24 protein-coding genes are annotated in these 25,760 nt (G+C 62.6%); 10 read left to right on the top strand and 14 right to left on the bottom strand.

What is annotated here, in order from left to right; all coding sequences use genetic code 11:
* Positions 1–12: 12 nt before the first annotated feature.
* The 4 genes from BLU15_RS18550 to BLU15_RS18535 all read right to left on the bottom strand — a co-directional run bounded on the left by BLU15_RS18550 (position 13) and on the right by BLU15_RS18535 (position 2,804).
* A complete protein-coding gene (locus tag BLU15_RS18550; protein WP_034789718.1) occupies positions 13–1,035 on the bottom strand; it encodes an LLM class flavin-dependent oxidoreductase in 1,023 nt (340 codons plus the stop codon).
* Positions 1,036–1,168: 133 nt separating this feature from the next.
* A complete protein-coding gene (locus tag BLU15_RS18545) occupies positions 1,169–1,480 on the bottom strand; it encodes a cupredoxin domain-containing protein (RefSeq protein ID WP_034789875.1) in 312 nt (103 codons plus the stop codon).
* 11 nt (positions 1,481–1,491) lie between these two features.
* Positions 1,492–2,013 carry a DUF4142 domain-containing protein gene (locus BLU15_RS18540; RefSeq protein ID WP_060519274.1) on the bottom strand — a complete coding sequence of 174 codons (522 nt, stop codon included), beginning with the start codon at positions 2,011–2,013 and terminating at the stop codon, positions 1,492–1,494.
* An 89-nt stretch (positions 2,014–2,102) separates the two neighbouring features.
* Entirely contained in the window at positions 2,103–2,804 is a 702-nt protein-coding gene (locus tag BLU15_RS18535) for an RNA polymerase sigma factor (protein ID WP_082584561.1), read from the bottom strand.
* Positions 2,805–3,116: 312 nt separating this feature from the next.
* Here BLU15_RS18535 and BLU15_RS18530 point away from each other — a divergent pair, with 312 nt between their 5' ends.
* The 3 genes from BLU15_RS18530 (at position 3,117) to BLU15_RS18520 (ending at position 6,701) form a co-directional block, all read left to right on the top strand.
* On the top strand, positions 3,117–3,527 hold the full coding sequence (locus BLU15_RS18530; protein WP_034789708.1) for a hypothetical protein: 411 nt from the start codon (positions 3,117–3,119) through the stop codon (positions 3,525–3,527).
* Positions 3,528–3,852: 325 nt separating this feature from the next.
* A complete protein-coding gene (locus BLU15_RS18525; RefSeq protein WP_034789705.1) occupies positions 3,853–5,556 on the top strand; it encodes an amidohydrolase in 1,704 nt (567 codons plus the stop codon).
* A gap of 206 nt (positions 5,557–5,762) precedes the next feature.
* Complete coding sequence (locus tag BLU15_RS18520; protein ID WP_060643603.1) at positions 5,763–6,701, top strand: LysR family transcriptional regulator; 939 nt, start codon at positions 5,763–5,765, stop codon at positions 6,699–6,701.
* A gap of 57 nt (positions 6,702–6,758) precedes the next feature.
* On the opposite strand, the gene BLU15_RS18515 is transcribed toward BLU15_RS18520, so the two are convergent.
* The 3 genes from BLU15_RS18515 to BLU15_RS18505 are packed head-to-tail and all read right to left on the bottom strand — an operon-like array spanning position 6,759 to position 9,230.
* Positions 6,759–8,591, bottom strand: coding sequence for a carbamoyltransferase family protein (locus BLU15_RS18515; RefSeq protein WP_090297064.1), 1,833 nt, complete (start codon positions 8,589–8,591; stop codon positions 6,759–6,761).
* An 11-nt stretch (positions 8,592–8,602) separates the two neighbouring features.
* The gene (locus BLU15_RS39550) at positions 8,603–8,752 is read right to left on the bottom strand and encodes a DUF5989 family protein (RefSeq protein WP_089043047.1); all 150 of its coding nucleotides are present in this window, start codon (positions 8,750–8,752) and stop codon (positions 8,603–8,605) included.
* A 46-nt stretch (positions 8,753–8,798) separates the two neighbouring features.
* Positions 8,799–9,230 carry an SxtJ family membrane protein gene (locus BLU15_RS18505; protein ID WP_034789693.1) on the bottom strand — a complete coding sequence of 144 codons (432 nt, stop codon included), beginning with the start codon at positions 9,228–9,230 and terminating at the stop codon, positions 8,799–8,801.
* A gap of 317 nt (positions 9,231–9,547) precedes the next feature.
* Here BLU15_RS18505 and BLU15_RS39545 point away from each other — a divergent pair, with 317 nt between their 5' ends.
* The 6 genes from BLU15_RS39545 to BLU15_RS18480 all read left to right on the top strand — a co-directional run bounded on the left by BLU15_RS39545 (position 9,548) and on the right by BLU15_RS18480 (position 15,382).
* On the top strand, positions 9,548–9,715 hold the full coding sequence (locus BLU15_RS39545; RefSeq protein ID WP_156400694.1) for a hypothetical protein: 168 nt from the start codon (positions 9,548–9,550) through the stop codon (positions 9,713–9,715).
* Entirely contained in the window at positions 9,712–11,520 is a 1,809-nt protein-coding gene (locus tag BLU15_RS18500; RefSeq protein WP_082566252.1) for a sensor histidine kinase, read from the top strand. The genes BLU15_RS39545 and BLU15_RS18500 overlap by 4 nt, the downstream gene beginning before the upstream one ends.
* Entirely contained in the window at positions 11,481–12,164 is a 684-nt protein-coding gene (locus tag BLU15_RS18495; RefSeq protein WP_034789687.1) for a response regulator, read from the top strand. Before BLU15_RS18500 ends, BLU15_RS18495 begins: the two co-directional genes overlap by 40 nt.
* Positions 12,165–12,546: 382 nt before the next feature.
* Positions 12,547–12,960: a hypothetical protein gene (locus BLU15_RS18490; protein ID WP_060519282.1), complete on the top strand. Its 414-nt coding sequence runs from the start codon at positions 12,547–12,549 to the stop codon at positions 12,958–12,960.
* 66 nt (positions 12,961–13,026) lie between these two features.
* The gene (locus BLU15_RS18485) at positions 13,027–14,274 is read left to right on the top strand and encodes an SGNH/GDSL hydrolase family protein (RefSeq protein ID WP_034789684.1); all 1,248 of its coding nucleotides are present in this window, start codon (positions 13,027–13,029) and stop codon (positions 14,272–14,274) included.
* A gap of 25 nt (positions 14,275–14,299) precedes the next feature.
* Positions 14,300–15,382, top strand: a complete 1,083-nt coding sequence (locus BLU15_RS18480; protein ID WP_060519284.1) for an SGNH/GDSL hydrolase family protein — start codon at positions 14,300–14,302, stop codon at positions 15,380–15,382.
* Between the two features lie 46 nt (positions 15,383–15,428).
* Here the strand turns inward: BLU15_RS18480 and BLU15_RS18475 are convergent, their stop codons facing one another.
* From BLU15_RS18475 to BLU15_RS18465, 3 genes are all read right to left on the bottom strand, one after another.
* Positions 15,429–18,413 carry an autotransporter outer membrane beta-barrel domain-containing protein gene (locus BLU15_RS18475; protein ID WP_060606080.1) on the bottom strand — a complete coding sequence of 995 codons (2,985 nt, stop codon included), beginning with the start codon at positions 18,411–18,413 and terminating at the stop codon, positions 15,429–15,431.
* A gap of 186 nt (positions 18,414–18,599) precedes the next feature.
* Complete coding sequence (locus BLU15_RS18470; RefSeq protein ID WP_090297061.1) at positions 18,600–19,994, bottom strand: NAD(P)/FAD-dependent oxidoreductase; 1,395 nt, start codon at positions 19,992–19,994, stop codon at positions 18,600–18,602.
* A 14-nt stretch (positions 19,995–20,008) separates the two neighbouring features.
* Positions 20,009–20,386 carry a cupin domain-containing protein gene (locus BLU15_RS18465; protein WP_051659170.1) on the bottom strand — a complete coding sequence of 126 codons (378 nt, stop codon included), beginning with the start codon at positions 20,384–20,386 and terminating at the stop codon, positions 20,009–20,011.
* A gap of 385 nt (positions 20,387–20,771) precedes the next feature.
* Here BLU15_RS18465 and BLU15_RS18460 point away from each other — a divergent pair, with 385 nt between their 5' ends.
* Positions 20,772–21,656, top strand: a complete 885-nt coding sequence (locus tag BLU15_RS18460; RefSeq protein ID WP_051659169.1) for a helix-turn-helix transcriptional regulator — start codon at positions 20,772–20,774, stop codon at positions 21,654–21,656.
* A 52-nt stretch (positions 21,657–21,708) separates the two neighbouring features.
* Here the strand turns inward: BLU15_RS18460 and BLU15_RS18455 are convergent, their stop codons facing one another.
* Genes BLU15_RS18455 through BLU15_RS18440 form a run of 4 tightly spaced genes read right to left on the bottom strand, consistent with a single transcriptional unit; the run spans position 21,709 to position 25,649 of the window.
* Positions 21,709–22,506 (bottom strand): ABC transporter permease, encoded by a 798-nt coding sequence (locus BLU15_RS18455; protein ID WP_060519288.1) that lies wholly within the window; start codon positions 22,504–22,506, stop codon positions 21,709–21,711.
* 10 nt (positions 22,507–22,516) lie between these two features.
* Positions 22,517–23,434, bottom strand: coding sequence for an ABC transporter permease subunit (locus tag BLU15_RS18450; RefSeq protein ID WP_082566251.1), 918 nt, complete (start codon positions 23,432–23,434; stop codon positions 22,517–22,519).
* 11 nt (positions 23,435–23,445) lie between these two features.
* Positions 23,446–24,513: an ABC transporter ATP-binding protein gene (locus BLU15_RS18445; RefSeq protein ID WP_244546769.1), complete on the bottom strand. Its 1,068-nt coding sequence runs from the start codon at positions 24,511–24,513 to the stop codon at positions 23,446–23,448.
* Between the two features lie 29 nt (positions 24,514–24,542).
* Positions 24,543–25,649: an extracellular solute-binding protein gene (locus BLU15_RS18440; protein WP_176960308.1), complete on the bottom strand. Its 1,107-nt coding sequence runs from the start codon at positions 25,647–25,649 to the stop codon at positions 24,543–24,545.
* Positions 25,650–25,760: the final 111 nt, after the last annotated feature.

Genomic DNA, 25,760 nt, shown 5'->3' with positions numbered 1-25,760 from the left:
CGTCGCCTGTCGCTAGCGCCAACCAAGTGCCGGCGCGACATGCTTGAGGATCGCCTCGATCACATGGGCGTTGTACTCGACGCCAAGCTGGTTCGGGACCGTCAGGAGCAGCGTGTCGGCCTCGGCAATCGCCTCGTCCTTTGCCAGTTGCTCGACCAGCACGTCGGGTGCTGCGGCGTAGCTGCGCCCGAAAATCGCCCGCGTCTTGTCGTCGATGAAACCGATCTGGTCTTCCTGCTTGTTTCCGCCGCCGAAATACATGCGGTCGCGATCGTCCACCAACGCAAAGATGCTGCGGCTGACCGAGACGCGCGGCTCGCGCATGTGCCCCGCCGCCTTCCAGGCTTCCCGGTAGGCGCGGATCTGGTCGGCCTGCTGGACATGGAACGGCAGCCCGGTCTCGTCATCCTTCAGCGTCGAGCTCTGCAAGTTCATGCCGAGCTTGGCGGCCCAGACGGCCGTGGCGTTCGAGCTTGCGCCCCACCAGATGCGTTCTCTGAGGCCCGCGGAATGCGGCTCGAGGCGCAGCAGGCCGGGAGGATTGGGGAACATCGGCCGCGGATTGGGTTCGGCGAAGCCTTCGCCGCGCAGGACGTCGAGCAGCACTTCCGCGTGCCTTCTTGCCATGTCGCTCTCAGTCTCGCCCTCGGACGGCTGGTAGCCGAAGTGGCGCCAGCCATCGATCACCTGTTCCGGCGAGCCGCGGCTGATGCCGAGCTGCAGCCGTCCGCCGGCGATGAGATCGGCCGCACCCGCATCCTCGGCCATGTAGAGCGGGTTCTCGTAGCGCATGTCGATGACGGCGGTGCCGATCTCGATCCGGCTCGTCTTTGCACCGACCGCCGCCAAAAGCGGAAACGGCGAGGCGAGCTGGCGGGCGAAGTGATGAACGCGGAAATAGGCGCCGTCTACGCCGAGTTCTTCGGCCGCAACGGCGAGATCGATCGACTGCAGCAGGGCGTCGCCCGCCGATCGCGTCTGCGACTGCGGCGAGGGCGTCCAGTGTCCGAAGGAAAGAAAACCGATCTTCTTCATGGCCGTGCCGCCTCCTCGATGGAACCAGCCGCTTCCATGGCATAATTCGGTTCCCGGATACAGCCGGTGTCTGGTGACTTCGCCGTGAACGGCGGCGCGTGGGGATGCGCTCGCACCGCCGCCCTCAAGTCTTTCATCGCACCTGCAGGCGCGCTTTCATATTTGGGTGAAAGCGGCAGGTATAGTCGAAGGTTCCGGCCTTGGTGACGGTGAGTGTCGCCATCTTTTTCGGTGGTATCACCACGTCGAAATCACCCTTGGCCGTTGCCGTGTGCGCCATGACGTCCTTGTTGTCCCACTCGATCACGTCGCCGACGGCGGCGCTGATTTCGGCGGGCGAAAACACGAGCTTTTCGATCGTCACCCGGATGGTCTCCGCCCACGCCGATGGCGCAGCCAGCATCAGAGCCAGGCCGGAAATGGCGCCAAGGCTTCGCTTCCGCATCATGTCGCGGCCTACTTCATCATCCCGGCGACATGCTCGGCATGTTGCTGGTGCCCCTGGAACAGCTTGAGCCCGGTCTCCAGCAGGTCCTTGAGCTCGGCATTCTTCGCGGAGGGAATAAGCAGGGTTTCAAGCGCGCCATTTACCTGCTTGTGGTAGGCCACCTCGTTGGCGACATAGGCCTTGTCGAAGTCGGCGCCGCTCAGCTTCGCCAGCTTTTCACGCTCTTGCGTAGCCGCTTTCGTCAGCGCGCGGCTGGTGTCGTTGTCTTCGGGCGTCACCTTGAGCTTCTTGACGAGATCGAGGGCCTGCTTGTTCACGGCCTCGTGGTCGCGCAGCATGTCGTTGGCAAAGCCGATGACCTCCTTGTCCTTCGAGATTTTCAGGGCCTGCTTGGCGGCCTCGATATCGATGACGCCGGCGGTATAGGCGATATGGGCGATTTGCGGATCTGTGACCTTCGTGTCGGCTGCATGGGTAGCGCCACCGATGAGACAGGCGACGGCGAGGGCTGAAGTGAAACGGGCATACATCGGGAACTCCTTTTCCGGCCGCAAGTGGCACCGGTCTTGATGGATGACACCCGTTGGATGCGCGCCGCAGTCAAAGGTTCCCGAAAATGTCAGCCTGATAGCCCGAGCCGGTGCATGACCGCCTCCGTCAATCGCGCGCAGCGACGTCCAGCGAAGGGAAAGGCATTCAGGAGCACCGGCCCGACCTGGCGATCGATCTGCTGACGGACGAGCTGACGAGCCCGGTAGAGGCGGCTCCTGACCGTCTTTGGGTTGATGCTGAGGAGGGCGGCGGTTTCTTCGACGCTCATCGCTTCGATGACGCGGGCGGTAAAGACCAGACGGAAGGCTTCCGGCAAAGCGTCGGCGGCCTCTTCCACCAGCCGCAGGATCTGACGCTGCGCGAGGCTGCGTTCCGGATCGTCGGCGTTCGCAGCATTGGGAAAGGGTACGATCTCGGCGCCGGCGTTGTCCGTCGGAAGCGGAACCTCCCGTCGCGTCGCCGACCGGCGCAGGCGTCCGAGCGCCTCGTTCAACACGACCCGATGCAGCCAGGTGGCGAGGCTGGCATCGCCACGAAACGTTTCGAGGTGTTCGAACGCGCGCAGATAGGCTTCCTGCACCACATCCTCGGCGATGCTGTCGTTGCGCACGACGGCGCGCGCGATGCGAAAAAGCCGCTGGTTATGCCTTGTCATGATGATCCGGAAGGCTTCCGGATCCCTCGCAAGCGCACGCTCGACGAGAGTCTCGTCCGTCAAATGGTCCGCTTCCGCCGTGGCGGGTTTTGTCTGCACGGCATCCTTCATCATCCACCTCCAAACCACCGTTTGATGCGGATCGGGCAAAAACGTTCCCGAGAAAACATACGCCGCGTTAGCGGCAACCGAAATAGGGGCAGGGGCGTGCTTCCAGTCGCGAGGGTGTCTCTACGAAGCGGCATTTCGCGTGTTTTCGCCAGCGGAAGTTGGGTCTTGGGGCGCTGTTCGCGCAGCGGTATTGGCAAGCCCTCTTTTTTTCTCTGGCCAGGGAACTGGGGTTCCCTCTGGCGAGTTTGAGGATCGGCGACCCCGGTGTGCAGGGGCGCGTATCGCGGTCGCATCTTCGCACTAGGAGAGACGACGATGAAGCATCAAACAATAGAACAGTTGCAGGCGCTCGCCGAAATTCGTCCCGATCCCGTCATGACGAGAACGGAACGGCTTCAGCGTTGGGCCGAACTCTTGGAAAGCAATCCCGATCGCCGGCTTGGCACGCTTTCCGGTACTGAACGTGCGACTGCTGCCGTGCGTCAGGCCATGCAGGTCAACGGTTCGCCCATGACCGTCGCCTTCGAGGATACGCAATTGCGCCTCGCGGGGCTCGCAGACGACAGCTACGGCGAAGCAAAACGCTTTTTCGAAATATCGGATCATCAGCTGCACGACATCGTCTGCGACTGCAATTTCGGTAGTTCGGTGCGGGCTGCCTATGCCGCCCGTCGGGTTCGCGCGGCCATTGGTCTCTGGCCGCGTCTGAAGGCGCTCTTTAGCTGAGGGCTGAGCCCATCGGCCAGCCTCGGGGGAAGCCAGGGCGCCAGCCGGAAGCTTCCCTAACCTCCTGTTTCTCGTAAGCGGCGCGGCCTCGCTTTCGCGCCCGGTAAGGATATTGCGCCCGACTGGGTGGCAAACCTGGTTTTGGTCAGCCCGAGCCGATGCGCACCGCGTTGCAACGGACACAGTGTGGTCGTCGCGCGGCATGGCGCAAACCTAGCCCGAGGGAGTATATCGCGATCCTCCCCTCTTGCAGCATCATCCCCTCAACGCCGGTGCCGCGCGGCTCGCCGGGGGTGGAGGGATGTAGCCGCGGGAGGAGGATTTCATGACATTGGCAGCAGTAACCCGGGCTCTGGGTGCAACGTCCGCGCTGGCGATCCTGGTCGGCACGGCGCAGCCGGTTTGGGCCGCACCCGATCTGATCGTGCTCAACGGCGACGTGCGCACGGTGGACCAGGGCAAGCCGAAGGCACAGGCCTTCGCAATCGAGAACGGCAAGTTCACCGCAGTCGGCAGCAACGACGAGATCAAGGCACTGGCGGATGCCGAGACCAAGGTGATCGACGCCGGCGGCAAGACCGTGACCCCTGGCTTCATCGACGGGCATACGCACCTCACATCTGGCATGGACATGGTGACCGGCGTCGACCTCTCCTACATCCCGGACAAGAAGACCTGGCTCGAAAAGATCAAGGAAGCCGATCAGCGCCTGCCGAAGGGCGTCTGGCTGATGGGCGGCGGCTGGGACTACACCCTCGGCGAGGGCAAGCTGCCGACAAAGGAAGACCTCGACGCCGTGGTGCCGGATCGCGTGGTGGTCCTGCGAGATATCGATTTCCATTCCGTCTGGGTCAATTCCAAGGCGCTCGAAGTGGGCGGCGTTACCGCGAAGTCGGAAGTCGAAGAGGGCGGGCAGGTGCTCTTGAACGACAAGGGCGAGCCGAGCGGCATCCTGCTCGAAAAGGCCGGCGACCTCGTCGAGAAGCATCGTCCGGTGGCGACCGACAGCGAGCGGCGGGCAGCGCTGCTTGAGACAATGAAGTTTGCCAACAGCCTGGGGATCACCGGCGTCAACGACATGTCGGATCTCGCCGCCGTGCACGACTATGCCGCGATCCTCTCGGAAAAGAAGATGCCGCTTCGCGTCTGGTACGGCTTCTTCGAAGGAGATCCGAAGAAGATTGCCGCAGCGGTCAAGGATCGCGACGAGGTCGACAAAGCGGCCGCCGATTCCGGCGAGCAGGAGGTAAAGGGGCCGATGCTCAAGCTCGGCTACACCAAGTCGGTGATCGACGGGGTGCTCTCGACCCGCACCGCCTATATGCATGAGGACTATTCCGACCAGCACGGCTGGAAGGGCAAGCCCTTCGAGACCAAGGAGCAGCTGGCGGCGGCAATCAAGGCCTCCAACGAAAACGGCTTCCCGACGGCGGTGCATGCGATCGGCGATGGCGGCGTCAGCCTCGTTCTCGACGCTTTCGCCGAAGCGTCCGTGCCCCGGCCGCAGCCGAACCGTATCGAGCATATCGAGGTGGTCGAGACCAAGGACATCCAGCGCTTCAAGGATCTCGGTGTCGTCGCCTCGATGCAGCCGAACCATGCGACCGGCACGATCGGTAAGTACATCACCGAACGCATCGGTACCGATCGCGAGCCGCGGGCCTATGTCTGGCATTCGATGCTCGACGCCGGCGTACCGCTGGTGTTCGGTTCGGACTGGCCGACATCGCCGCTGAGCCCGCTGACTCAGATCAACGATGCCGTCTTCCGCGAGAGCCCCTTTGGCTTGGGTGACGGTCCCTGGCACCCCGAGCAAGCGGTCACCTTCGACCAGGCCCTGCATGGTCTCACCCAGGCGGGTGCCGACATGACGCCTTGGGGCGGTGAGATCGGCTCGATCAGCGTCGACAAGTGGGCGGATTTCGTCGTGATCGACGGCACTCTGTCCGATCCACTCGACCGTTCGATCCGCGAGCGCAAGGTGGAGGCGACCTATCTCGCCGGAAACGAGGTCTATCGCCGGCCCTGATCGGGGGCGGCAGCGTCCTTCTCTTGCCGGTCGCCGTGCGAGGACACGTCGATCGGCAGCCTTCCCACCGATCCAGATCACGCTCGGCCGGCGCTACCAGCGCCGGCCGATCTGCCGTTCAGGGCCATGGTGCACTAGCTTAGTGCCTGAAAATTCATAATAATTTCGCTTCACTTTGGAGCTTATCAAGCTAAGGACGCGATGGAATGGCGTTGGACTCGTTGGACGTGCGGCTGCTGCGGATCTTCGTGACAATCGTGGAGGCGGGTGGTTTTGCGGCGGCGCAGGGCGAGCTCAACCTGTCGCTCTCGACGATCTCCAACCATATCTCGGCGCTGGAAAGTCGCCTGGGTCTGATCCTCTGCCAGCGGGGCCGGTCCGGTTTCCGTCTTACCGAGGAGGGGCGTGCAGTCTACGAGGAGGCCAAGCGCCTGTTCGGCACGATCGACCAGTTCGATATCCGCATGAAGGGGCTACAGCACCGGCTGAACGGCACGCTTTCCGTTGGTCTGATCGACAACACCCTGTCCGACCCGGCCTCCCGTCTGACCCGCGTCTTTGCGCGGATGACGGATGAAGCGCCCGAGGTGGCGCTTTCGATCGTCACCCGACCGCCGCATGAACTGTTGCGCGACGTGATAACGGGCGAGCTCCACATCGCGATCGCGAGCTTCCCGCGCACGACGCTGGGGCTCGAATATGTCGATCTTTACGAGGAGACGCAGCGCTTCTATTGCGGGGCCGAGCATCCGCTGTTTTCCCGCGATGACAGCACGATCGAAATCGACGACATCCGGTCCTACAATCTGATCGGTCGCTCCTATTGGAATGCGCGCGACCTCAAGATATTCTCGATCGCCAATCCGCGCGCGACGGTCAGCGACATGGAGGCGGAGGCGCGGCTGATCCTTTCCGGGCGCTATCTCGGCTATCTGCCCGATCACTTCGCCAGCCGCTATGTCAGCGCAGGGCTGCTGCGGCCGATCCGCCCGGATCTCTTCAGCTACAGGGCGCCTTTCCAGGCAGCCTTCGACAAGTCGCGGGCGAAATCGGGGCTGGTGCCGTTTTTCGTCAAGCTGCTGACGAGCGAGTTCGGCGTCGCGCCCTCCGGCCGAAGCGCCTCGCGGCTGCGTGCCGGACGTTAGAACGCCGGGTCGCTGCTGCGGCCCGGCGTTCTGAAGGAACAGATTACGTGGCCGGTTCTAGTCGAGCTCGAAGTTCTCTTTGTAGTCCTGCTTCAGGTGCTCCGGCTGGTTTTCCTTCTTCAGCATGCAATTGCCGACGACGAGGCGCTCGATCTCCGTTCCCATGAAGCAGCGATAGGCGTCTTCGGGATTGCAGACGATCGGCTCGCCACGCACGTTGAAGCTGGTGTTGACGAGCACCGGGCAGCCGGTGCGCGCCTTGAACCGGGTCAACAACTCCCAGTAACGCGGGTTGGTCTCGCGGTGCACCGTCTGGATACGGGCGGAGTAGTCGACATGGGTCACCGCCGGTATTTCCGAGCGCGGCACGTTGAGCAGATCGATGCCGAACAGATTTTCCTGCGGGTGATTGGCGTGCAGGCGGCGGCTTTCCAGGACGTCGCCGACAAGCAGCATGTAAGGGCTGTCCGTATCGATATCGAACCAGTCCGACAGGTCTTCACGCCGGATCGACGGAGCGAAGGGGCGGAAGCTCTCGCGGTACTTGACCTTGAGATTGAGCATCTTCTGCATCGTCGGCGAACGGGCGTCGCCGAGGATCGACCGTCCGCCGAGAGCCCGCGGTCCGAATTCCATCCGCCCCTGCATCCAGCCGACCGCTTTTTCCTCGGTCAGCGCCGAGACCGTGGAGGAGGTGATCTCCTCGTCCGAGAGGACCTCGAAGTTCGCCCCTGCGTTGGCAAGCCGCTGCTCGACTTCACCTTGCGCGAAGGCCGGTCCCAGATAGCCGCCCGACATGGAATCGCTGTCTTTCACGACACGCGCGCTTCCAAGATATTCGTGCCAGACCGAGAGGGCCGCCCCAAGGGCGCCGCCCGCATCGCCTGCGGCGGGCTGGATCCAGATATCGTCGAAGATCCCGGCCTTCAGCAACTTGCCGTTCGCCACGCAGTTGAGCACGACGCCACCGGCAAGGCAGAGGTTCTTTTCGCCTGTCTGGCGCCGGGCATAGCGGGCGAGCCGCATGACCGCCTCTTCGGTCACGACCTGCACGGAGGCCGCAAGGTCCATCTCGCGTTGGGTCAGCGGCGATTCCGGCTTGCGGGGTTCGCCTCCGAAGAGGTCGTGAAAGGCCGGCGAGGTCATCTTCAGGCCCGTGCAATAACCGAAATAGTGCTGGTCCAGACGGAAGGAGCCGTCGTCCTTGAGATCGATCAGGTTGTCGAGGATCGTCTGCGCAAAACGCGGCCGCCCGTAGGGCGCAAGCCCCATCACCTTGTACTCGCCCGAATTGACCTTGAAGCCCGTGTAATAGGTAAAGGCCGAATAAAGCAGGCCGAGGGAGTGCGGGAAATGCAGCTCCTTCAGGAAGTCGAGGCGATTGTCATGGCCATGGGCAAGCGATGTGGTGCACCACTCGCCGACGCCGTCCATGGTGAGGACTGCGGCTGAGGCGAAGGGCGAGGGAAAGAAGGCGCTCGCTGCATGGGACTGGTGGTGCTCGGTGAAAAGCAGCGAGCCATCCCATTCCTTCTTGCCGACAAGCTTGCCGAGATCCTTGCGCAGCATCTTCTTCTGGAAGAGCTTTTCCTTGATCCAGACCGGCATCGCCACGCGAAACGAACTGAAGCCGTGCGGCACTGTCGCAAGATAGGTCTCGACAAGCCGCTCGAACTTCAGGAACGGCTTTTCGTAGAAGACGACATGGTCGATGTCGTTCATGGTGCAGCCTGCTTCCGACAAGCAGTACTCTATTGCCCGCGCCGGAAAATCGGGGTCGTGTTTCCGGCGCGTAAAGCGCTCTTCCTGTGCAGCGGCTACGATGCGCCCGTCTTCGACGAGCGCGGCCGCGCTATCGTGGTAAAAGGCCGAGATACCGAGGATACGCACGATGGTGCCGCCTAGAACAGCGTATAGATGAAGGGGGCGACGGCCGTTCCCTGCGTCAGTACCACCAGGGTTCCGAAGATGGTCGTCATGACCAGGATCGGCAGCAACCAGTATTTCTTCCGGTTGCCCATGTAAGACAGGAGTTCCCTAGCAAGGTCCATTTTCGTGTCCTCTGTCCGATACAATAAGGGATAGGTTCTTCAAATTTCAGAACTGGTTTTTCATCGTTGCCTGGGCTGCTTCGCCCTGTGGCTTGTCGATCCAGTAGGTCTTGGCGTTCTTGTCGAACTGTTCGGTCAGCGCGTCATTGCCGCGAAGCCTGAGATAAATGCCGATCGGCACGAAGGTCGTGACGTAGATCAGGAACATCACGACCGGATTGACGATCTTGAACAGCACAAGGCCGAGCCGCATCCAGAGATGGTTGGCGCGTGTCAGGGTCGAAGGCGCGATCAGGGCCAGCACGACCAGAACCACGCCGATCAGGGCGAGCACAGCCGTTACGGTCGTAATCTCGGAAGCCCGCCACCATTTCACGAGCGCGATCAGGGTAAGGATGCCACCGACGGTGTAGCCGAAACTTCTGTTCGACGGTCCTTCCGGGGGCTTCTCGTTCAGTGGTCCGTGAGAAATGCTCATTGCTATCCACCTCAAAGCGGTTAGCTAAAAAACGCACAATTTTCATTGTGCCGACGAATGAAAAACTCTTTAGTCATTTATATTGGGAGAATATGAGCGGCAAATACTGGGGTAGGTCAATATGCCAATGGATATAGAGGGTCATATCCGGCTTACGATTCTTGGCGCGATCTTCTGATACTCGGGTTGATGTCCGCCGGTCGGCCCTGTTCCAGGGCTTGCCTGCAGCAGTGCAAGGTTCGTGTGGTCCGGGCGCGCGCGCGTAACCTTGGCTATACTGGTGGCGAATGCATTTGAGCGCTGGAAGAGACGAGCGTATGCTGACGACACTTGAATATGCTGATTGCAGCGGCTGCCAGGGCCGTGCCGTCCTCGTCGTCGAAGATGCGGTCGGCGACGGTCGGTGGCCGCGATTTGATTTATTCTCGCTCGTCACGCGCAGGGTTGTTTTCAAAGGGGCGGCGCAGAGCGGAGACTTGGCATGAAGCTAGAGCCGTCAAACCGTTTCAGCGCCCGCCGCGTGAGCCCGACGGCGGCCGCTCCACCACACGGTGCCGGCGCGCCGATGGATCTGGACCAGGCGTCCGGCCGCAAGGTCTGGACGAACACCTTCCGAGCTCGTTCCGACAAGGTGATCGCCGTCGGGCGCATTCTGCTGGCGCTCGGCAGCGTCTGGATCGCCTGGCTCGATTCCGTTCACGTGCCGCTGCCGCCAGAGCCCATCTACTTCCTGCTGATCGGCTATCTCTTCTATGCCATCGCGGCCGCCTTCCTCGTCTGGCGCACGGAGATTTCGCGCGTGCGCGGCACGCTGGTGCGTCACATCATCGATGTCGCGGCGTTTGCGATCTTCATGTCGATGACCGACGGCCCGGCAAGCCCGTTCTTCATGCTGATGCCGTTCACTTTGCTGTCCGCGACGCTGCACTGGCGCTGGCGCGGGGCGCTCTACACCGGTCTCGTCTGCCTGGCGGCCCTGCTCTACCTCGGTTACTTCGATGCCGGCGATATGCTCGATCCGGATGCCGATACGACGACGAACGCCTCGCGGATCCTCTTCATCTTCGTTGCGGCTGCGCTGCTCGTCTGGCTGGGCGCACACCAGGAGGCGGTCCGGGCCGAGCTTCTTCGGCTGGTGCAGCGAACACCGAGCCAGCCGCGGGGACGCGAGTGGCCGGCGCGCGCGGCCCTCGATTATGCCGCCCATGTCATGCTGGTTCCGCGGGCCCTCTTGTTGTGGACCGATGCGGAGGAGCCCTGGACCTATGCGGCCCTGTGGAACGAAGGCGAACTCGAGGTCATGCAGATGCCGCCCGATGCCTTCGGTACCTGGACGGACGAAAAATTGCTGCGCAGCAGCCTGCTTGTCACCGAGGCCGCGCGTGGTCGCGTTCTCGTGCATATCGGCGAGGGGCGGTTTCATCAATGGTCGGATCCCGATCCCCCGATCTCGCCAGCGCTTGTGGAAGCTTTCAACATCAACGCCGCGGTCTCGACCTTCTTCCAGGTCGACGATCTGCAGGCGCGCCTCTTCGTTCTGGAGCCGCCTGCGCTCACGCTCGATGACGTGGCGATCGCGGAGATCATCGCCGACAGGATCAAGGCGCTGTTCGAACAGGCGATCCTGGTTAGACGCCTGAGTGACGAGGCGGCCGTCGACGAGCGCATCCGCATCGGCCGCGACCTGCACGACGGGGTGCTTCAGGCGCTTGCGGGCACAGCACTGCAGCTTCAGTCGCTGCGCAAGCTCAAGGATGCGGGGCCGGATGTGCTTGCTGAACGCCTCGAGGCCATCCAGGCGATGCTGCTCGAAGAACAGCGGGAGCTTCGCGGCTTCATCCGCGCGCTCGAGCCGGGTGGCAATCTCCAGGCTACCGGCGAAATGCAGCTCGAGCGTCAACTGGAAGCGGTGGCCGCACGGCTGCGGCAGCAATGGCAGATCGACGTCTCGATCGCCTTCGACCCGCCGTCCGGCATCGACCTGCCGCTGGCGCTGACCTACGAGCTTGCGCGCATGACGTCCGAAGCGACCGCCAACGCGGTCAGGCACGGCGGCGCGCAGAAGGTCAGGATCACGCTCAGCATCGACAACGGATCGATCGTGCTGACGATCGACGACGACGGGGTCGGCTTCGGTTATGGTGAGCGTCTTGACCATGCCGAGCTTGAACGAGAAAAAATCGGACCGCGGAGCCTGCGTGAACGGGCGGCAGCGCGTGGCGGAAAACTTGCGATCGAAAGGATAGCGGAATGGACTCGAGTGGTCGTCATGCTGCCAATGCCGCAATAGCGTTGCGCGCGGTCGTCGTCGACGATCATCTGATCGTGCTCGACGGGCTTCGCCGGCTGATCGAGACCGTGCCCGGCTGGGAGGTGGTGGCGACCTGCGAGCGTGCGACCGATGCGCTGCAGGTTCTGTCCGAGCGGGGCGCCGATATCGTCGTCGCAGATCTTCGCATGCCGCATATGGACGGGCTCGAATTCATACGCCGGGTGCGCAGCGCCCACCGACAGCAGATCGCGATCGTCATCCTGACGGCTGATATCGGTGACGATCAGGTTGCCGAAGCGATCCGGCTCGGAGTGAACGGCATCGTCCTCAAGGAACAGGCCCCGGACACCCTGCTCGACTGCATGAATGTCGTGGCCAGCGGCAAGACCTATTTCCAGGATCAGGCGCTGAAGTCCGCGATCGAGCGGATACGCGCGCAGGAGGCCGTTGAGACCCGGGGCGTCGACCTCCTGACACAGCGCGAGATCGAGGTCTCGCGGCTGGCGGCCTCGGGGATCCGCAGCAAGGAGATCGGTGCCCGGCTCGGCATATCGCCGGGCACGGTCAAGCTGCATCTCCACAGCATCTACAGCAAGCTCGGAATCTCGACGCGCGTCGAGCTGGCCAATCTGGCGAACCGGCTCCCGAAGAGCCCACTATGACGGCGTCGCCCGCGCTTGCAGGCCCCCTGCTTCTGGCCTGAGCCTCCCCTTTCGAAAACATCCAGCCCGCGACGAGACGCCGCGACCGGCGCTTTCTGCCGCAAGCGAACTGTAAGAAACAGGGCCGGAGTATATCCATCTGGATATATTCAGAACGAAAATCCTAGGATAGAGTTCGGAATTGTAAGGCGTCTCCGGCAGAGAAGTGAAACCTCCGAAGCTCATGTCGCTATATAACGAATAAGTTCATGTTTTCGTATTCTGAAGATATTGACGGTGTTCTTCTCTGTTCCGGAGAGCCACTATGCATGTTCAAAGTGTTATTGAAATAGCTGAAACAGACGGTCGGCTTCCGGTCGAGATAATCATAAAGGGTTATCGTTTGAGCCAGAAGCGGCTTACCGTCTTCGTTTTAAACGAGGTGACGCCGGCCGCGGTCAACCGGATCCTGGATCCCGTGGTGCCGACGTTGCCTCTTTTCATTCCTGGCGTGCTTTACGTCAAGATTTCGGATGATGCCCGCGTGCGGGAAGCGGTCGAGACGGCGGATGTCGTCTATGCCGCGACCAGCCTGTTTCGCGATCAGTTGACCGGCTACGGGACTTTGCCCGGGCTGCTTCGACCGATCGAGCTCCTGCGGCCGGATTCCTCCAAGCGCATCCGGCTCGCAGATACTGGCGAACACGCAGGCTCCGACGAACCGAAGCGTCCCTCCGTCGCAAAGACATCGAGGCGCACGACCACCTATCTCGCCAGCCTGGCACGGTCCTATTGGCGCGAGGCCGGAAGCGCCTGAACCGGGCGATGCGGCAATCATCCGAAATGCTTCAACACAGATCGCACAATCAAGGTGTCAGCTGACATGCCCCGAAAAGCCGAACGTCAGGATGCGCTCAACAACAACAATCCGACGGCGACGCCTGCGGATTTCATCGATCAGAACAAGCCTCAATCGAGCGGAATCCTGCAACGCATGCGCCGTTCGCGCAATTTCGGCGGTGTCATGGATGGGCTGATCATTCTCGTTTCGGGACTTGTCGCCATTCTGCTGTGCGAACTGCTGCTGCGTCTGGTGCCGAGCCTGCAGCTTCCGGTCGGCGAGGGCGAATATGTCTATTGCGGCGTGCCGCGGGGGCGGCATCAGTCGCACGCGCTCTACGGCTATACGGAAATACCGGGCAACAGCTACTTCGAGCGTTTCAGCCCGCTCGATCCTTGGAACCGCGTCCAGATCAACCGCGACGGTTTCCGCGACAATGCGACGGGCACGGGTTCGCCGGTGTTCGTCCTCGGCGATTCCATGGTGCGCGGCTCGCTCGTCAAGGAAAGCGAAACCTTCAGCTCGCTCCTGAACGCATGGCACCCGCAACTGCTGCTCAAGAACTACGGCACCGGCGGCTACGGCCAGCCGAACGAGATCCGGGTCTATGAGGACAAGGGCCACAGCATCCCTCATAACCTCGTCGTCGTCGGGCTCTCGCTCAGCACCGACCTTGAGGACAATGCCGAGCGTGCGGTTCTGACGCCCTCGTCCATCGATATCACGGTCGAGCCGGCCGGTAGCGGAACCAAGAAGCCCAGCCTCGCTTTGCAGGCACATCTGTACCTGTGGCAGAACAGCAAGCTCTACAACTGGTTCTACTCGACCCTGCTCAGACCCTATGTCGGCGACCGGGCGTCCCGGCGTGACATCGGCCATGCGATCGAGCTGACGCGGCGCCTGTTCGTCCGGCTTGCCGACGATGCCCGCGCCAACGGCGCCGAGCTGCTCGTCGTCATCCTCCCGGGCTGGGCGGAACTGGTTGGTCGCGACGACGGCCTGCAGCCGGAAAAGCAGCGCGAAATGATCAAGGCGCTCGCCGCTGCGACGCCCGGAGTGTACGTGGTCGATCCGACCGAAAAGCTCTCCGCCAACGATCCGATGAAAACCTATGGCATCGGCGACAAGCACCTTTCTCCGCTCGGACATTTTCTTGTGGCCGAGGCGATCGACCAGTGGCTGGTCAATGATTGGAGCGGCGGCAAGGGCCTGACGGTCGGCGAGCACCAGTTCGTAAAAACCGCTCCGGTGGAGCCAGATTGCCTGAAGTTTTCTCAGGTCGGACAGTAATCGGCGGACCTGAAAGGAAGATCCGATGAATTCCAATGTAACACGCGTCGTTCAAATGGAACAAAACAGCGTCCGGAAATCCTCCATTCTCAAGCGAGCCCTGCTTGCGGTTCTCGCGACGGCTTTCAGCCTCGCCCTTTGCGGCCTCATGATCGAAGGCATGGCGCGCACCGTCTTCGACAACGGCATGGATTTCGACCTCGAGATGTGGAAATACGCCCGCGACCTGAAACGGGTCAGCGCCGAGCCGGCGATCGGCCACGAGCATATTCCCAATTCGAGCGGCGTCTTCATGGGTGTGCCGGTCAGCATCAACTCGATCGGCCTGCGCAACCGCGAAATCGGCCCGGTTGCCGCCGGGACGACGCGGGTGATGATGCTCGGGGATTCGCTGACCTTCGGCTGGGGCGTCAAAGAGGAAGATACGCCCTCCAGGCTGCTGGAAACGGTCCTCAACGGCGGCAGCCAGGGGGCGCCGAAATACGAGGTGATCAACACCGGTGTCGGCAACTACAACACCCAGATGGAAGTCGCCTATTTCATGACCAAGGGCGTCGAGCTCAAGCCGGACGTGGTCGTCCTCAACTATTTCATCAACGATGCCGAGCCGACGCCGCGCCGTCACGAGGTCGGCTGGGGCGAGTATTCGCAGGCCTATGTCGTACTCGCCTCGGCGGTCGACAAAATCTCGCGCATCTTCCTCGGTCGGGCGGACTGGAAGGCCTATTACCGGGGCCTCTATGAAGACGACCAGCCCGGCTGGACGGAAGGGCAGGATGCCATGCGGCGGCTGATCAGCTTCTGCCGCGAACGTGGCATCAAGCTCGTGCTCGTCAACTATCCCGAACTGCATGAAGTCAAGCAGTATCCGTTCCCGGAAGTCACCGGCGCGGTCGAGAAGATCGCCGAAAGCGAGGGGGTTCCCTTCCTCGATCTTCGCCCCTCGGTCGAGGATCTCGTTCCCGAAACGCTGTGGGTATCGCCATCGGATGCGCACCCGAACCGGATCGCCAACGAGCGCTTCGCCGCCGCGATCGCCGGAACGCTGGAACGCTCCTATCCGGACCTCTTCGCCGGAGCCGGATCGGTCGCCAAGGTCCAGCCGTGAGGCTAGCGCGACCGGCTGCTGAACGTCCTGGTCGGAGACATGCGCGTCAAAAATCGACGATCAGGTTTGCGCGGCCGGCACTCGACCGCGCGCCGTCGCCGAATTCGCCGAGATAGGTGATTGCCAGCCGCGCGGATTTGGAGAGCCGGGCGGAAATGCCCGCTTCCACCACCAGCGCATCGCGCGCGATGGGCACGCCTGCGATGGTGAAGGGGCTGGCACCGGCAAAGGCAAGGCGCGCGGACGGCGAAAGGTCGCCTTCCGCATGGCGCCAGCCGAGCATGCCGGAGGCTGAGATCGGCATTTGGTCTATCGGCAGATTCGCCCACCAGCGCACGCCGATGGTCGTAAGCATGGCGTCGTCAGTGGCACCTTCTGCCGAGAGCGCCGCCGAACCACCGTTTTCCTTGAACGCATCGGTATCGAGATAGACATAGGCCAGGTTTGCGAACGGCTGAAGCCTGATGTCGTCTGCGCTGAGCGTGAAGGAAAGGTCGGCGAACACCTGGGCAACAGTGCTGTCGTAGTCGGCGGTCAGGCGGTCTGTGAACGAGCCGAAGGCGAGGTCACGCTCCGACGAAACCTCGTTGTGGCTATAGATCGCGCCGCCTGCAAGGTTCAGCGCCCCGATGTTCCCATATCCGTAGAGGCCCGCATGGTAAGCATCGACACGCGCCTGCGGCTGAACGGTGAGATGGCTGTAGCCGAGGATCCCACCGAGGCGCCAATCGTCGGAAACCGCCGTATCAGCGCCGACGAGGACACCCGCCGTGCGGTTACCGATAGCGGCTGCGTTGCCGTCACCGGACAAATGGCCCGCGCCTGCAAAACCCGACGTCCAGAAGACGGCGTCCTCGGTTTCCTGAAGGGTCGAGACGGCCGAGCCCGCGCGCTCCAGAATGGCGTCCCGCGGAAAACGGCTGTCCCACATCAGCGCGCTCTTGACTGAGGCGTGTACCTCGCCGCTCAGCTGGGAAAAGGCGCTTGCGGCCGTTGCATCATCCAGCGAGAGCACGGCCAGCGTGAGCGGGCTCGTGACGCCCAGCGCTTCGACAGCGCTTGCTGCTGCGCGCCCATTGGCGGTTTCTGCGAGGTCCGCGAACGCAACGTCGTTCCGGTCGAGCCTCAGATCGATGCCGGTGGCGCCATAGGTCAGCGTCGGCGACAGGAACGCAAGATTGCTTGTCACCGCATCGAACCGGCCGCTGACAGTGCCGGCGGAAGCGATCGTGTAGCTCGTCGACGGGTCATAGACGCCGCTGCCGGCGAGGACCGCTAGCCTGCCGCCCTCAAGCGAAAGCGCGCCCGAAACGGCCAGGCGGTCGGATTGCCCCGCCGCATCCACATCCACCTGATAGATCGAGCCCGAACGGAACGTCAGGTCGCCGTTGACGGTGGCAACCGCGATGCCCGGGCCGGGAGAGACCACGCCGCCGGCATTGACCGTCAGGCTGCCGACGATGCCGCTGCCGGACAAGAGACCGCCGTCGAAGATTTCGACCGTCCCGGCGACCGTACCCTGGTTGACGAGAGCGCCGCCCGTGATGTTCGCCGCGCCGCTGATCGTGCCGGTGTTTTGGAAGAGGCCGCCGCTGTTTGCGAGCGAAGCGATGGTTCCGTCGTTCGACCCGGTGCCGGCGTTGGAAACTGCCCCGGCAGTCGCGCCGCTGTTATTGGTGAAAGTGCCGTTGGCACCGATCTCGACGTCGGCGAGCGCCGCATTGTTGACGACGCTGCCGCCGGCGACGGTTGTCTTTCCGGTCACCGTGCCGTTGCCGTTGTTGGTGAAGGATCCGCCATCGTTGCGCACGGAAGCGATGGTTCCGGCATTGGACAGGGTGCCGGCGTTGGTGACGTTGGCGGCCACGGCGCCGCTGTTGTTGACGAAGGCTGCCGCGGCCGCGACGTCGGCGTCGCTAACGACGAAATTGTTCGTCACGGTGCCGCCTGTAACCGTCGTCTTGCCGGTGACTGTGCCACCGGCATTGTTGGCGAAGTTTCCGGCTGTGTTGGTAAGTCCGGCGATCGTGCCGGCATTCGACGCGGCGCCGCTGTTGGTGACCGCGCCGGCGCTTGCCCCCGACGTGTTCGTGAAGGTGCCGCCCGCGCCGACGGTGACCGTACCGAGGGTCGCGTTGTTGGTGACGGCGCCGCCAGAGACCGTGGTTTCGCCGGTCACTTCGCCGCCGAAATTGTTCGTGAAGCTTCCGGCGTCGTTGCGCACCGATGCGATGGTGCCAGCGTTCGAGACCGTGCCGGCGTTGGTAATCGCGCCCGCAGTTGCGCCATTGTTGTTGACGAAGGCGGCCGCTGCCGCGACATCCGCGTCGGTGACGACGAAGTTGTTGGTGACGGTTCCGCCCGCCACCGTCGTTTTCCCGGTGATCGTGCCGCCGGTATTGTTGGTGAAGTTCCCCTGGGTGTTCGTCAGCGAGCCCATGGTTCCGGCGTTGGAGGCGGTGCCGGCATTCACCGTCGCGCCGGCGACGGCGCCGGTGTTGTTCACGAAAGTGCCCCCAGCCGAGACTTTGACGTCACCAACCTCGCCGTTGTTGGAAAGCGACGTGGCGCTGCCGACGCTGGCGCTGTCCAGCGTTCCGTTCACCGACACGTTGCCGTTGTTCAGCGTCAGCCTTCCGTTGAGGTCCCCATCGATCGACAGGCTGCCGCCGTTCAGCTCGACATTGGAGGTGAGTGCGCCGCCCGCGTTGATGCTGACGCTCCCGGAATTGATCGTGCTACCGTTGGTGACGGTCAGCGCGCCGGTGTTGGAGATGGTGACATTGCCGCCGTCGACGCCAAGCTGGCGGATCGTACGGCCGTCGTTGACCTGCGGAGAGCCGGTGTTGACCTCCGCTGCGTCGCTCGCGCCGGGCAGGGCGGGCGCCCAGTTCGCGCCGTTGCCGAATTCGTTGTCGGCTCCCCCGGTCCAAACGGACTGGGCAAGCGCCGGTGTCGAGACGGCAAGAGAGGCTAGTGCCGTGAAAAGGCCGAGGCGTTTGGAAAGGACCGCGAGCGGTGTTTGTCGCATGGGTGCCGCCGGTGCTACGAACGCTCGCGAATCAGCCAGCGGAATGGGTAGCTTTGGCTATCTAATCATGGTTAACGATTTACTACCACCGTTGCTCCCGGGCCGGATGGGCCACCGCCATCGCCCGGTGGCAGAGCCGAAAGTCTCGGCTCCGCTTGCCCTTTGAAGCCGCCGGGAAACGCATGATCAACTGAGCGGGAAGCCCATGGCCGAGACCATCTTGAGCCACGGCCTGCGCCAGCCACCGGACTTGTCGGCGGTGTCGAGCGCATACATGGTGATCTGGGCGCCGAGCCAGCGGAACGGCTCGGGTGGGATCGTATTCGGAAGGCTGGTGGCGAAATCCAGCCGGCTCTCCGGGGTCTTCGAGCCGTCGAGGATATCGAGCGCTATGCGCGCGCCGAAACGTGAGGCCGAGACGCCGAAGCCAGAATAGCCGCCGGCATAAACGACCTTTTCGTCATGGTAACGCTGGAAGTGTACGGCCATGCGGGTGCTGAGGTCGATCGGCCCGCTCCAGGCATGGCTGAAGCGCAGGCCTTCGAGCTGTGGAAAGGTGTCGAAGAAAGCGGCGGCAAGGGGCTCATAGGTATCGAGTTCCCGGTCGATCGACGGAAACGGATCGCCGGCGAAGGCATAGGCGAGGCGGCCGCCGAAGATGATCCGGTTGTCCTTGGTGAGCCGCATGTAGTTCATCTGGGTGCGAGTGTCGTAAACGCCCTGACGATGGCTCCAGCCGATCGCTGCCATCTGCTCCGCTGACAGGGGCTCTGTCGCCAGCACCCGATCGCGCACGGCGACGACCCTGTTTTTGATCTTCCTGTGGCCGGCGGCAAAGGCGTTGGTGGCGAGCAGCACCTTCGGCGCGGTCACGCTGCCGGAAGCCGCGTGTGCCTTCATCCGGTCGCCGAGGTCTTCAAGGCCTGTCAGTTCGGTGTTTTCGAAGATCCGTACGCCGAGCGTGAGCGCGACCCGTTTCAGTCCGAACGCCAGCAGCGCCGGATGCACCGTGCCGCAGATATGCTTCGACCAGACGCCGGCCTTGTAGCGCGGCGAATTGATTTCGGCGCGGACGGCGCTCTGATCGAGGAAGACCGCCTGGTGGCCGTACTTCAGGTGAAGCTCGTGCTCCTCGTGCAGCGCTTCGATATGGGCGTCGTCGACCGCGACCGTTAGCTCCCCGCCCCACTCGGCATGACAGTCGATCGCATGCTCCTCAAGCGTCTTGAGGAAGCCGTGCATGTTCTCCTGGCCGAGCTTCTCGAGCGTTGCGATGTCTTTCGGGAAAATGCGCACGGCGTTCGACAGCCCGTGCATGACCGAGGTCGAGACGACACCGCCCGGCCGACCCGAGGCGCCGTTGGCGACCGAGCCTTTCTCGATCAGAATGACGTCGATCTCGGGCTGGCGCTGCTTTGCCTGGATGGCGCCCCACAACCCGGTAAAGCCGCCACCCACAACGAGAAGGTCGGCCTTCAGATGACGCGTCAGTCGCTCTCGCGGCTCGGGCGCATCCGGCCGGTCGAGCCAGAAGGGCGTCATCGTCACGTCTGCAAGGGCTTTGCTTCTTACCTGGGTCATGGGGACGGCTCACATCACTTCGCGGCAGGGGCGGTGTAGAGGACGTAGACCTTGCGCATCGTCTCCAGCACTTCGAAACGCACTTCGACGCCGGCTGGAAGCACGTAGCTTTCGCCCGCCGAAAAGGTCTCGACCGAGCCATCCGGGTTGGTGATCGCGACTTTGCCAGAGAGGATGACGCTGTATTCATTGCCATCGGGATAGGAGAGCATTTCCGCATAGGGCGTCGACTGCCACGTGCCGATGACGACGGCCTTGTCGGGGCTTTCGAAATGAACATCGCCGAGCTCGTCCGCAAAGCCCGAAAGGATCGCCTCCGGCGGCACGACGCTGCATTTTTCAAGCGCGTTGAGGCCGACACCATCGCGCCCGAGTTTGATGACCTTCGACATGTTCACTCCAGTTCAGAAAGACGAGCGCCAAGTCGATCGGCCGCGCGCCAGGGTTTCGTTGTTTCATTCTTCTACGGAACGATAGGATGTCCGAGATCAATATGCCGTCTCGACAGTCACGTGCCGCCTTGCCTGCCGCGGATCTACTGTGCGGCTTGCATCATTTTTCTAGGCGTCGGTATCGCTGCTCGGAATACGCCAAAGGGCTAGGTTCGCTCCGAGGCGGGCCATCCGTGCCGCGCCGCAAGGCCTTGCCCCGCCGGATGTCGGCCACCTATGCCGTTGTTTTGGTTCGCCAAAAGATAGTTTTGGAAATCCCGTAGTGAAATTCCGTTACTTGCGACCAACCCAACCTTCGCCTAGTCTGCGCTTGGAGGAGAACAATATGAACGACGATACGATCATCAAAGTCTGCGCGCCGGCGCAGCAGGTGTCCGGTGTAGGCGATCTGGCGCTGTCGCTGATGGAGGGGGTGGGCCGTTCGGATTTCCAGGACCGGCTGACACATTCGCTCAAGCGGCACATTGCGATCGATGCCGGTCTGATGCTCCTCTATCGACGCGACGCCGCGCCGAAGATCCTGTTTAACGACTGGCGCACGGACAGGGGGCTGTCGGATATTCGCGCCTATCTGCAGGGGCCGTACCGGATGGATCCGTTCTACCGGCTGGCGCTCGACAATGGCGACGACGGGCTTTATCGCCTGCGGCAAATCGATCCGTCCTTCGACCGGTCGCAGTACTACCGCGACTACTACCGGCATTCGGGCCTGCACGACGAATTCAACGTCTTCATCGGCATCGATGCCGACACGAAGATCGCAATCTCTCTGGCGCGCCGCCATGCGCACGCGGCCTTCAGCGGCGAAGATCAGGATTTCCTGCAGAATGCGGCGCCGCTCATCAGCATGGCCGTGCTTCGGCATTATCGCGACCTCAGACCCGAAGGCCTGGGCGACGACGGCTCGCCGCTTCAAAGCGCCCTGGCGCAGGCGGTGCGCAATTTTGGCCGCAGCCTGCTGACCGATCGCGAGTGCCAGGTGGCGCAGATGATCCTGCGCGGTTACTCGGTCAAGGGTGCTGCCGAAAAGCTCGGCATCTCGCCGGCGACCGTCAAGCTGCATCGCCGCAACCTCTACGCCAAGCTCGACATCACTTCGCAGACGGCATTGTTCTCGCTGTTTATCGATGCCGTGTCTTCGGCAAGCAATGCCTTCGAGGATCCGCTGGCCACGTATCTTTCGCCGGCTGGCGCGCTGAGGCCGCACTGACCCGGCGCATTTGTCGGGAATTCCGGGGAAGTCTATCTTCCTCAGAGTTACCTCAAGCCGCGGCGCTCACCCGTTGTTCGGAGCGCCGCGAGACCAGTTGAGCGGCCACCAATCCAAACACGACGATGCCGAGGATAATCGTCGAGATCGCGTTGATCTCCGGCGTCACGCCGAACTTGATCTGTGAATAGATCTTCATCGGCAGGGTCGATGCACCCGGCCCGGTCGTGAAGCTCGAGATGACCAGGTCGTCCAGCGACAGGGTGAAGGACAGCAGCCAGGCGGAGACGAGCGCCGGGATCATGTTCGGTAAGGCGACGCTGACGAACGCCTTTGCCGGAGGGCAGCCGAGATCGCGCGCCGCCTCCTCCAATGACGGGTCGAGTTCGACCAGCCGCGATTGCAGCACGACAGTCGCAAAACAGAGCGTGAAGGTGGTGTGCGCCAGCGTGATGGTGAGCGGCCCGCGGTCGATCCCGAGCGTCACGAACATCAGAAGCATCGACACGGCCATCACCACCTCGGGCATCACCATCGGGGCGAGCAGCATGCCGTTCAGCAGTGCCCGGCCACGGAAGCGACGCAGCCGCACCATGACGACGGCGGCAAGCGTGCCGAGAAGGGTGGCGGCGGTGGCCGAGACCGCCGCGACCAGGAAGCTGACTTTCGCGCCCTCGATGATCGAGGGATTGTTGAGAACAGTCGCATACCATTGGGTGGAGAAGCCGCCCCAGACCGTCACGAGCTTCGAGCCGTTGAAGCTGTAGACGACGAGCACGACGATCGGCAGATAGAGGAAGGCAAGACCGAACAGGATCGACAGCCGATTGAACCAGCTTGGTTTTGTCATGGCTTGCTCCTCAGCCTTGTTCACGCGATTGGCGCGACTGGAAATAGACGATCGGTACGACCAGCAGAGCGAGCAAGACGATCGTTACGGCAGCGGCCATCGGCCAGTCGCGGTTGTTGAAGAATTCGAGCCAGATGGCGCGGCCGATCATCTGCGTGTCGGCGCCACCCAAGAGATCCGGGATCACGAATTCACCGACGACCGGGATGAAGACCAGCGCGCAGCCCGCGAGCACGCCGGGCAGGCTCAACGGGAAGGTGACCCGCCAGAAGGCGGAGATGCGCGAGCAGCCGAGATCGCGCGCCGCCTCGATCAAAGTCCGATCGGCGCTGCTCAAGGTCGAATAGATCGGCAGCACCATGAAGGGCAGGTAGGTGTAGACGATGCCGATATAGATCGCCGTCTCGGTGTTGAGGATTCGCAGCGGCTCGCTGATCAGCCCGATCTTTAAAAGCAGCGCGTTCAAAAGACCGTCGTTCCTGAGAATGCTCATCCAGGAATAGACGCGGATCAGCATCGAGCTCCAGAACGGCACGATCACCAGAAAGACCAGCAGGGACCTGGAGGAGGGCGAGCAGGACGCGATGCCATAGGCGAGGGGATAGGCGATGAAGAGCATGGCAGCCGTGGAGATCGCCGCGATCTTGAGGCTCGTCAGATACGCCAGAAGATAGGTGTCGTCGGTCAGCACATAGAGGAAATTCTCGAAATTGAGCCTAAGGTTCAGGATCGAGCCGTCCCAGGCGGTCAGCGGCTCGAATGGCGGCATGCCGAGGCGGACGGTCGAAAGGCTGATACCGGCAACCAGCGCGAAGGGCGCGAGGAACAACACGAGCAGCCAGGCATAGGGGATGGCGATCAGCAGGCGCTTGCCCCAGTTCGCCTTTGCGGAGGGGGCGGCTGCGGAAGAATGGGCGATGGAAGACAAGGGTCGACCTCCTATTCGGCCAGCAGCCGGCTTGCCTGCGGCGGCCAGTTTGCGAACACGCGGTCGCCGACGCGAAGATCGCTCTCGGCGCCGAGATTGACCCGGCGCGCGTCGAGCGTCGCGCCCGACTTCAGCCGCACGCGGTAGTGTCTCTCGACACCGGTATAGGTGCGCTGTTCCACGGTGCCTTCGAGGCCGCTGCCCGAAGTTGTAAGCTCTACCCGTTCAGGGCGGACCGAAACCCAGAACGGCCGGTCGAGCGCCACCCGGTCGGTGAAGGCGGCGCGGACACCGCCGCCGGCCTCATCGCTTTCGATCCGCAGTTCTTCGCCATCGCGTTCCGATCGTCCGCCGGCAAAGACATTGGTTTCGCCAAGGAATTTCGCGACGTAGCGCGACCGCGGCGCCTCGTAGACGTCTGACGGCGAGCCGACCTGCAGCACCTGTCCCTGCTTCATGATGGCGATGCGGGTGGAAACGGTCATCGCCTCGTGCTGATCATGGGTGACGATGATGAAGGTGAGGCCGAGTTCGCGTTGCAGGCGGACGAGTTCGAGTTGGGTTTCGGTGCGCAGGTTCTTGTCGAGCGCGCCCAAGGGCTCGTCAAGCAGCAACACCTTCGGCCGCTTGACCAGTGCGCGGGCGAGCGCCACGCGCTGGCGCTGGCCGCCGGAAAGCTGCGCCGGCTTGCGATCGAGCAGTGCGGTCAGCTTCAGCTTTTCCGAGACCTCGTCGATCCGCTTCCTGATCTCGCTCTTGTCGAGACCGTCCTGGTGCAATCCGAAGGCGATGTTCTTGCCGACCGTCAGATGCGGAAAGAGCGCGTAGGATTGGAACATCATGTTGGTCGGACGCCGATGCGCCGGAACGTCGGTGACGTCGGCGCCTTCCAGCCTGATCGCGCCCGAGGTCGGCGTCTCGAAGCCGGCGATCATCCGCAGCAGCGTCGACTTTCCGCAGCCGGAGGGCCCAAGGAGCGAGAAGAATTCGCCCCTCTCGATGCCGAGGTTGATGTTGTTGACGGCCGTGACGACGCCATAGGACTTCGCCAGGTTTTCGATCGAAATATAGGATGGCACGGGATCTGGTCCTGCTGTTGACGGTTGGCCTATTGGCCGGCCCGGAATGCTGACCAGACGCGGGTGCGCTCGCGCGTCTGGCGCGGTGGCAGCGACTTGTCGACGAAGAGCTTGGAACGGACCTCGGCAGGCGGATAGATGTTCGGGTTGTCTCGGATGCCGGCGTCGACCTCTGCCGTCGCCGCGGCATTGGCGTTGGCGTAAAAGACGCGATTGCTGATCGCGGCGACTGTCTTCGGCTCGAGGATATAGTCGATGAAAGCCAGCGCCTGTTCCGGATCCGGTGCGTCGGCCGGGATCGCCATCGTGTCGAAGGAAATGATCGTGCCTTCCTTCGGGATCGAGTAGGCGACCGCAACACCGGTCTCCGCCTCTTCGGCGCGGGCCGCTGCAATGCCGGCGTCGCCGCTCCACATCAGCGCCAGGCAGAGCTGGCCGGAGGCCATGTCGGCCACGAGCTGGCCGCTTTGCATGTGCCGGATAAAGGGGCGCAGCTTCAGCAGCAGTTCCTTGGCTTTGTCGAGATCCTCCGCCTGTGTGGAATAGGGATCGAGGCCGAGATAGTTGAGCGCGATCGGGATCACCTCGTTCGGCGCATCGACGATGCCGATGCCGCAGTCCTGGAATTTCTGGGCGATCTCGGGCTTGAAGAACATGTCGAGGCTATTGACCGGTGCCTCGGGCAGGCGCTCGTTGACCAGCTTGGCGTTGTAGGCAACGCCCGTCGTCAGCCACATGTAGGGAACGAGATACTTGTTCTCCGGGTCGTGCTCGGCGACAAGCTTCAACAGGTCCTTGTCGAGATTGCCGTAGTTCTTGAGCGCTGTGACATCGATCGGCTTCAGTGCGCCGGACTGGATCAGGCGCTCGCCGACCGTGGCGCTCGGGAAGGCGACGTCGAAACCGCTGCCGCCGGCAAGCAGCCGGGTTTCAAGCACTTCAAGGGAATCGTAGAAGTCCAACCGAGTTTCAACGCTGGTCTTCGCCTGGAAATTCGAAACGGTGTCTTCGGCGAAGTAGTCGGAGAAATTGTAGATGAACAGCTTGTCCTGCGCCTGGGCGGTCGTTGAGGCCGCAATGGCGGCGAGCGACGCGGCGAACATGGAGCGCAGGGCGGTGCGGGTTAACTTTTGCATGGTTCCTCCCAAGAACAGCGTATTTTTGTTTTCGCCAAAGTGATTGGCGGGTCCTTTGAGGGCAACACTCCCTTTGGCTAGGTGTGGGAGACGCGGCGGCGTCGTAAACGG

Source organism: Ensifer sp. YR511 (genome assembly GCF_900103045.1).
GTDB lineage: Bacteria > Pseudomonadota > Alphaproteobacteria > Rhizobiales > Rhizobiaceae > Ensifer > Ensifer adhaerens.
The sequence above is the reverse complement of the archived record's forward strand: the minus strand, read 5'-3'. Positions and strand labels throughout refer to the sequence as shown.

Bases quoted from the DNA above. Each gene is read 5' to 3' on its own strand.
- BLU15_RS18475 (WP_060606080.1), bottom strand. From the start codon at position 18,413: ATGCGACAAACACCGCTCGCGGTCCTTTCCAAACGCCTCGGCCTTTTC.
- BLU15_RS18485 (WP_034789684.1), top strand. From the start codon at position 13,027: ATGCCCCGAAAAGCCGAACGTCAGGATGCGCTCAACAACAACAATCCG.
- BLU15_RS18535 (WP_082584561.1), bottom strand. From the start codon at position 2,804: ATGATGAAGGATGCCGTGCAGACAAAACCCGCCACGGCGGAAGCGGAC.
- BLU15_RS39545 (WP_156400694.1), top strand. From the start codon at position 9,548: ATGCTGACGACACTTGAATATGCTGATTGCAGCGGCTGCCAGGGCCGT.
- BLU15_RS18530 (WP_034789708.1), top strand. From the start codon at position 3,117: ATGAAGCATCAAACAATAGAACAGTTGCAGGCGCTCGCCGAAATTCGT.
- BLU15_RS18440 (WP_176960308.1), bottom strand. From the start codon at position 25,649: ATGCAAAAGTTAACCCGCACCGCCCTGCGCTCCATGTTCGCCGCGTCG.
- BLU15_RS18495 (WP_034789687.1), top strand. From the start codon at position 11,481: ATGGACTCGAGTGGTCGTCATGCTGCCAATGCCGCAATAGCGTTGCGC.
- BLU15_RS18550 (WP_034789718.1), bottom strand. From the start codon at position 1,035: ATGAAGAAGATCGGTTTTCTTTCCTTCGGACACTGGACGCCCTCGCCG.
- BLU15_RS18480 (WP_060519284.1), top strand. From the start codon at position 14,300: ATGAATTCCAATGTAACACGCGTCGTTCAAATGGAACAAAACAGCGTC.
- BLU15_RS18545 (WP_034789875.1), bottom strand. From the start codon at position 1,480: ATGCGGAAGCGAAGCCTTGGCGCCATTTCCGGCCTGGCTCTGATGCTG.
- BLU15_RS18455 (WP_060519288.1), bottom strand. From the start codon at position 22,506: ATGACAAAACCAAGCTGGTTCAATCGGCTGTCGATCCTGTTCGGTCTT.
- BLU15_RS18500 (WP_082566252.1), top strand. From the start codon at position 9,712: ATGAAGCTAGAGCCGTCAAACCGTTTCAGCGCCCGCCGCGTGAGCCCG.
- BLU15_RS18460 (WP_051659169.1), top strand. From the start codon at position 20,772: ATGAACGACGATACGATCATCAAAGTCTGCGCGCCGGCGCAGCAGGTG.
- BLU15_RS18505 (WP_034789693.1), bottom strand. From the start codon at position 9,230: ATGAGCATTTCTCACGGACCACTGAACGAGAAGCCCCCGGAAGGACCG.
- BLU15_RS18525 (WP_034789705.1), top strand. From the start codon at position 3,853: ATGACATTGGCAGCAGTAACCCGGGCTCTGGGTGCAACGTCCGCGCTG.
- BLU15_RS18540 (WP_060519274.1), bottom strand. From the start codon at position 2,013: ATGTATGCCCGTTTCACTTCAGCCCTCGCCGTCGCCTGTCTCATCGGT.
- BLU15_RS39550 (WP_089043047.1), bottom strand. From the start codon at position 8,752: ATGGACCTTGCTAGGGAACTCCTGTCTTACATGGGCAACCGGAAGAAA.
- BLU15_RS18470 (WP_090297061.1), bottom strand. From the start codon at position 19,994: ATGACCCAGGTAAGAAGCAAAGCCCTTGCAGACGTGACGATGACGCCC.
- BLU15_RS18520 (WP_060643603.1), top strand. From the start codon at position 5,763: ATGGCGTTGGACTCGTTGGACGTGCGGCTGCTGCGGATCTTCGTGACA.
- BLU15_RS18465 (WP_051659170.1), bottom strand. From the start codon at position 20,386: ATGTCGAAGGTCATCAAACTCGGGCGCGATGGTGTCGGCCTCAACGCG.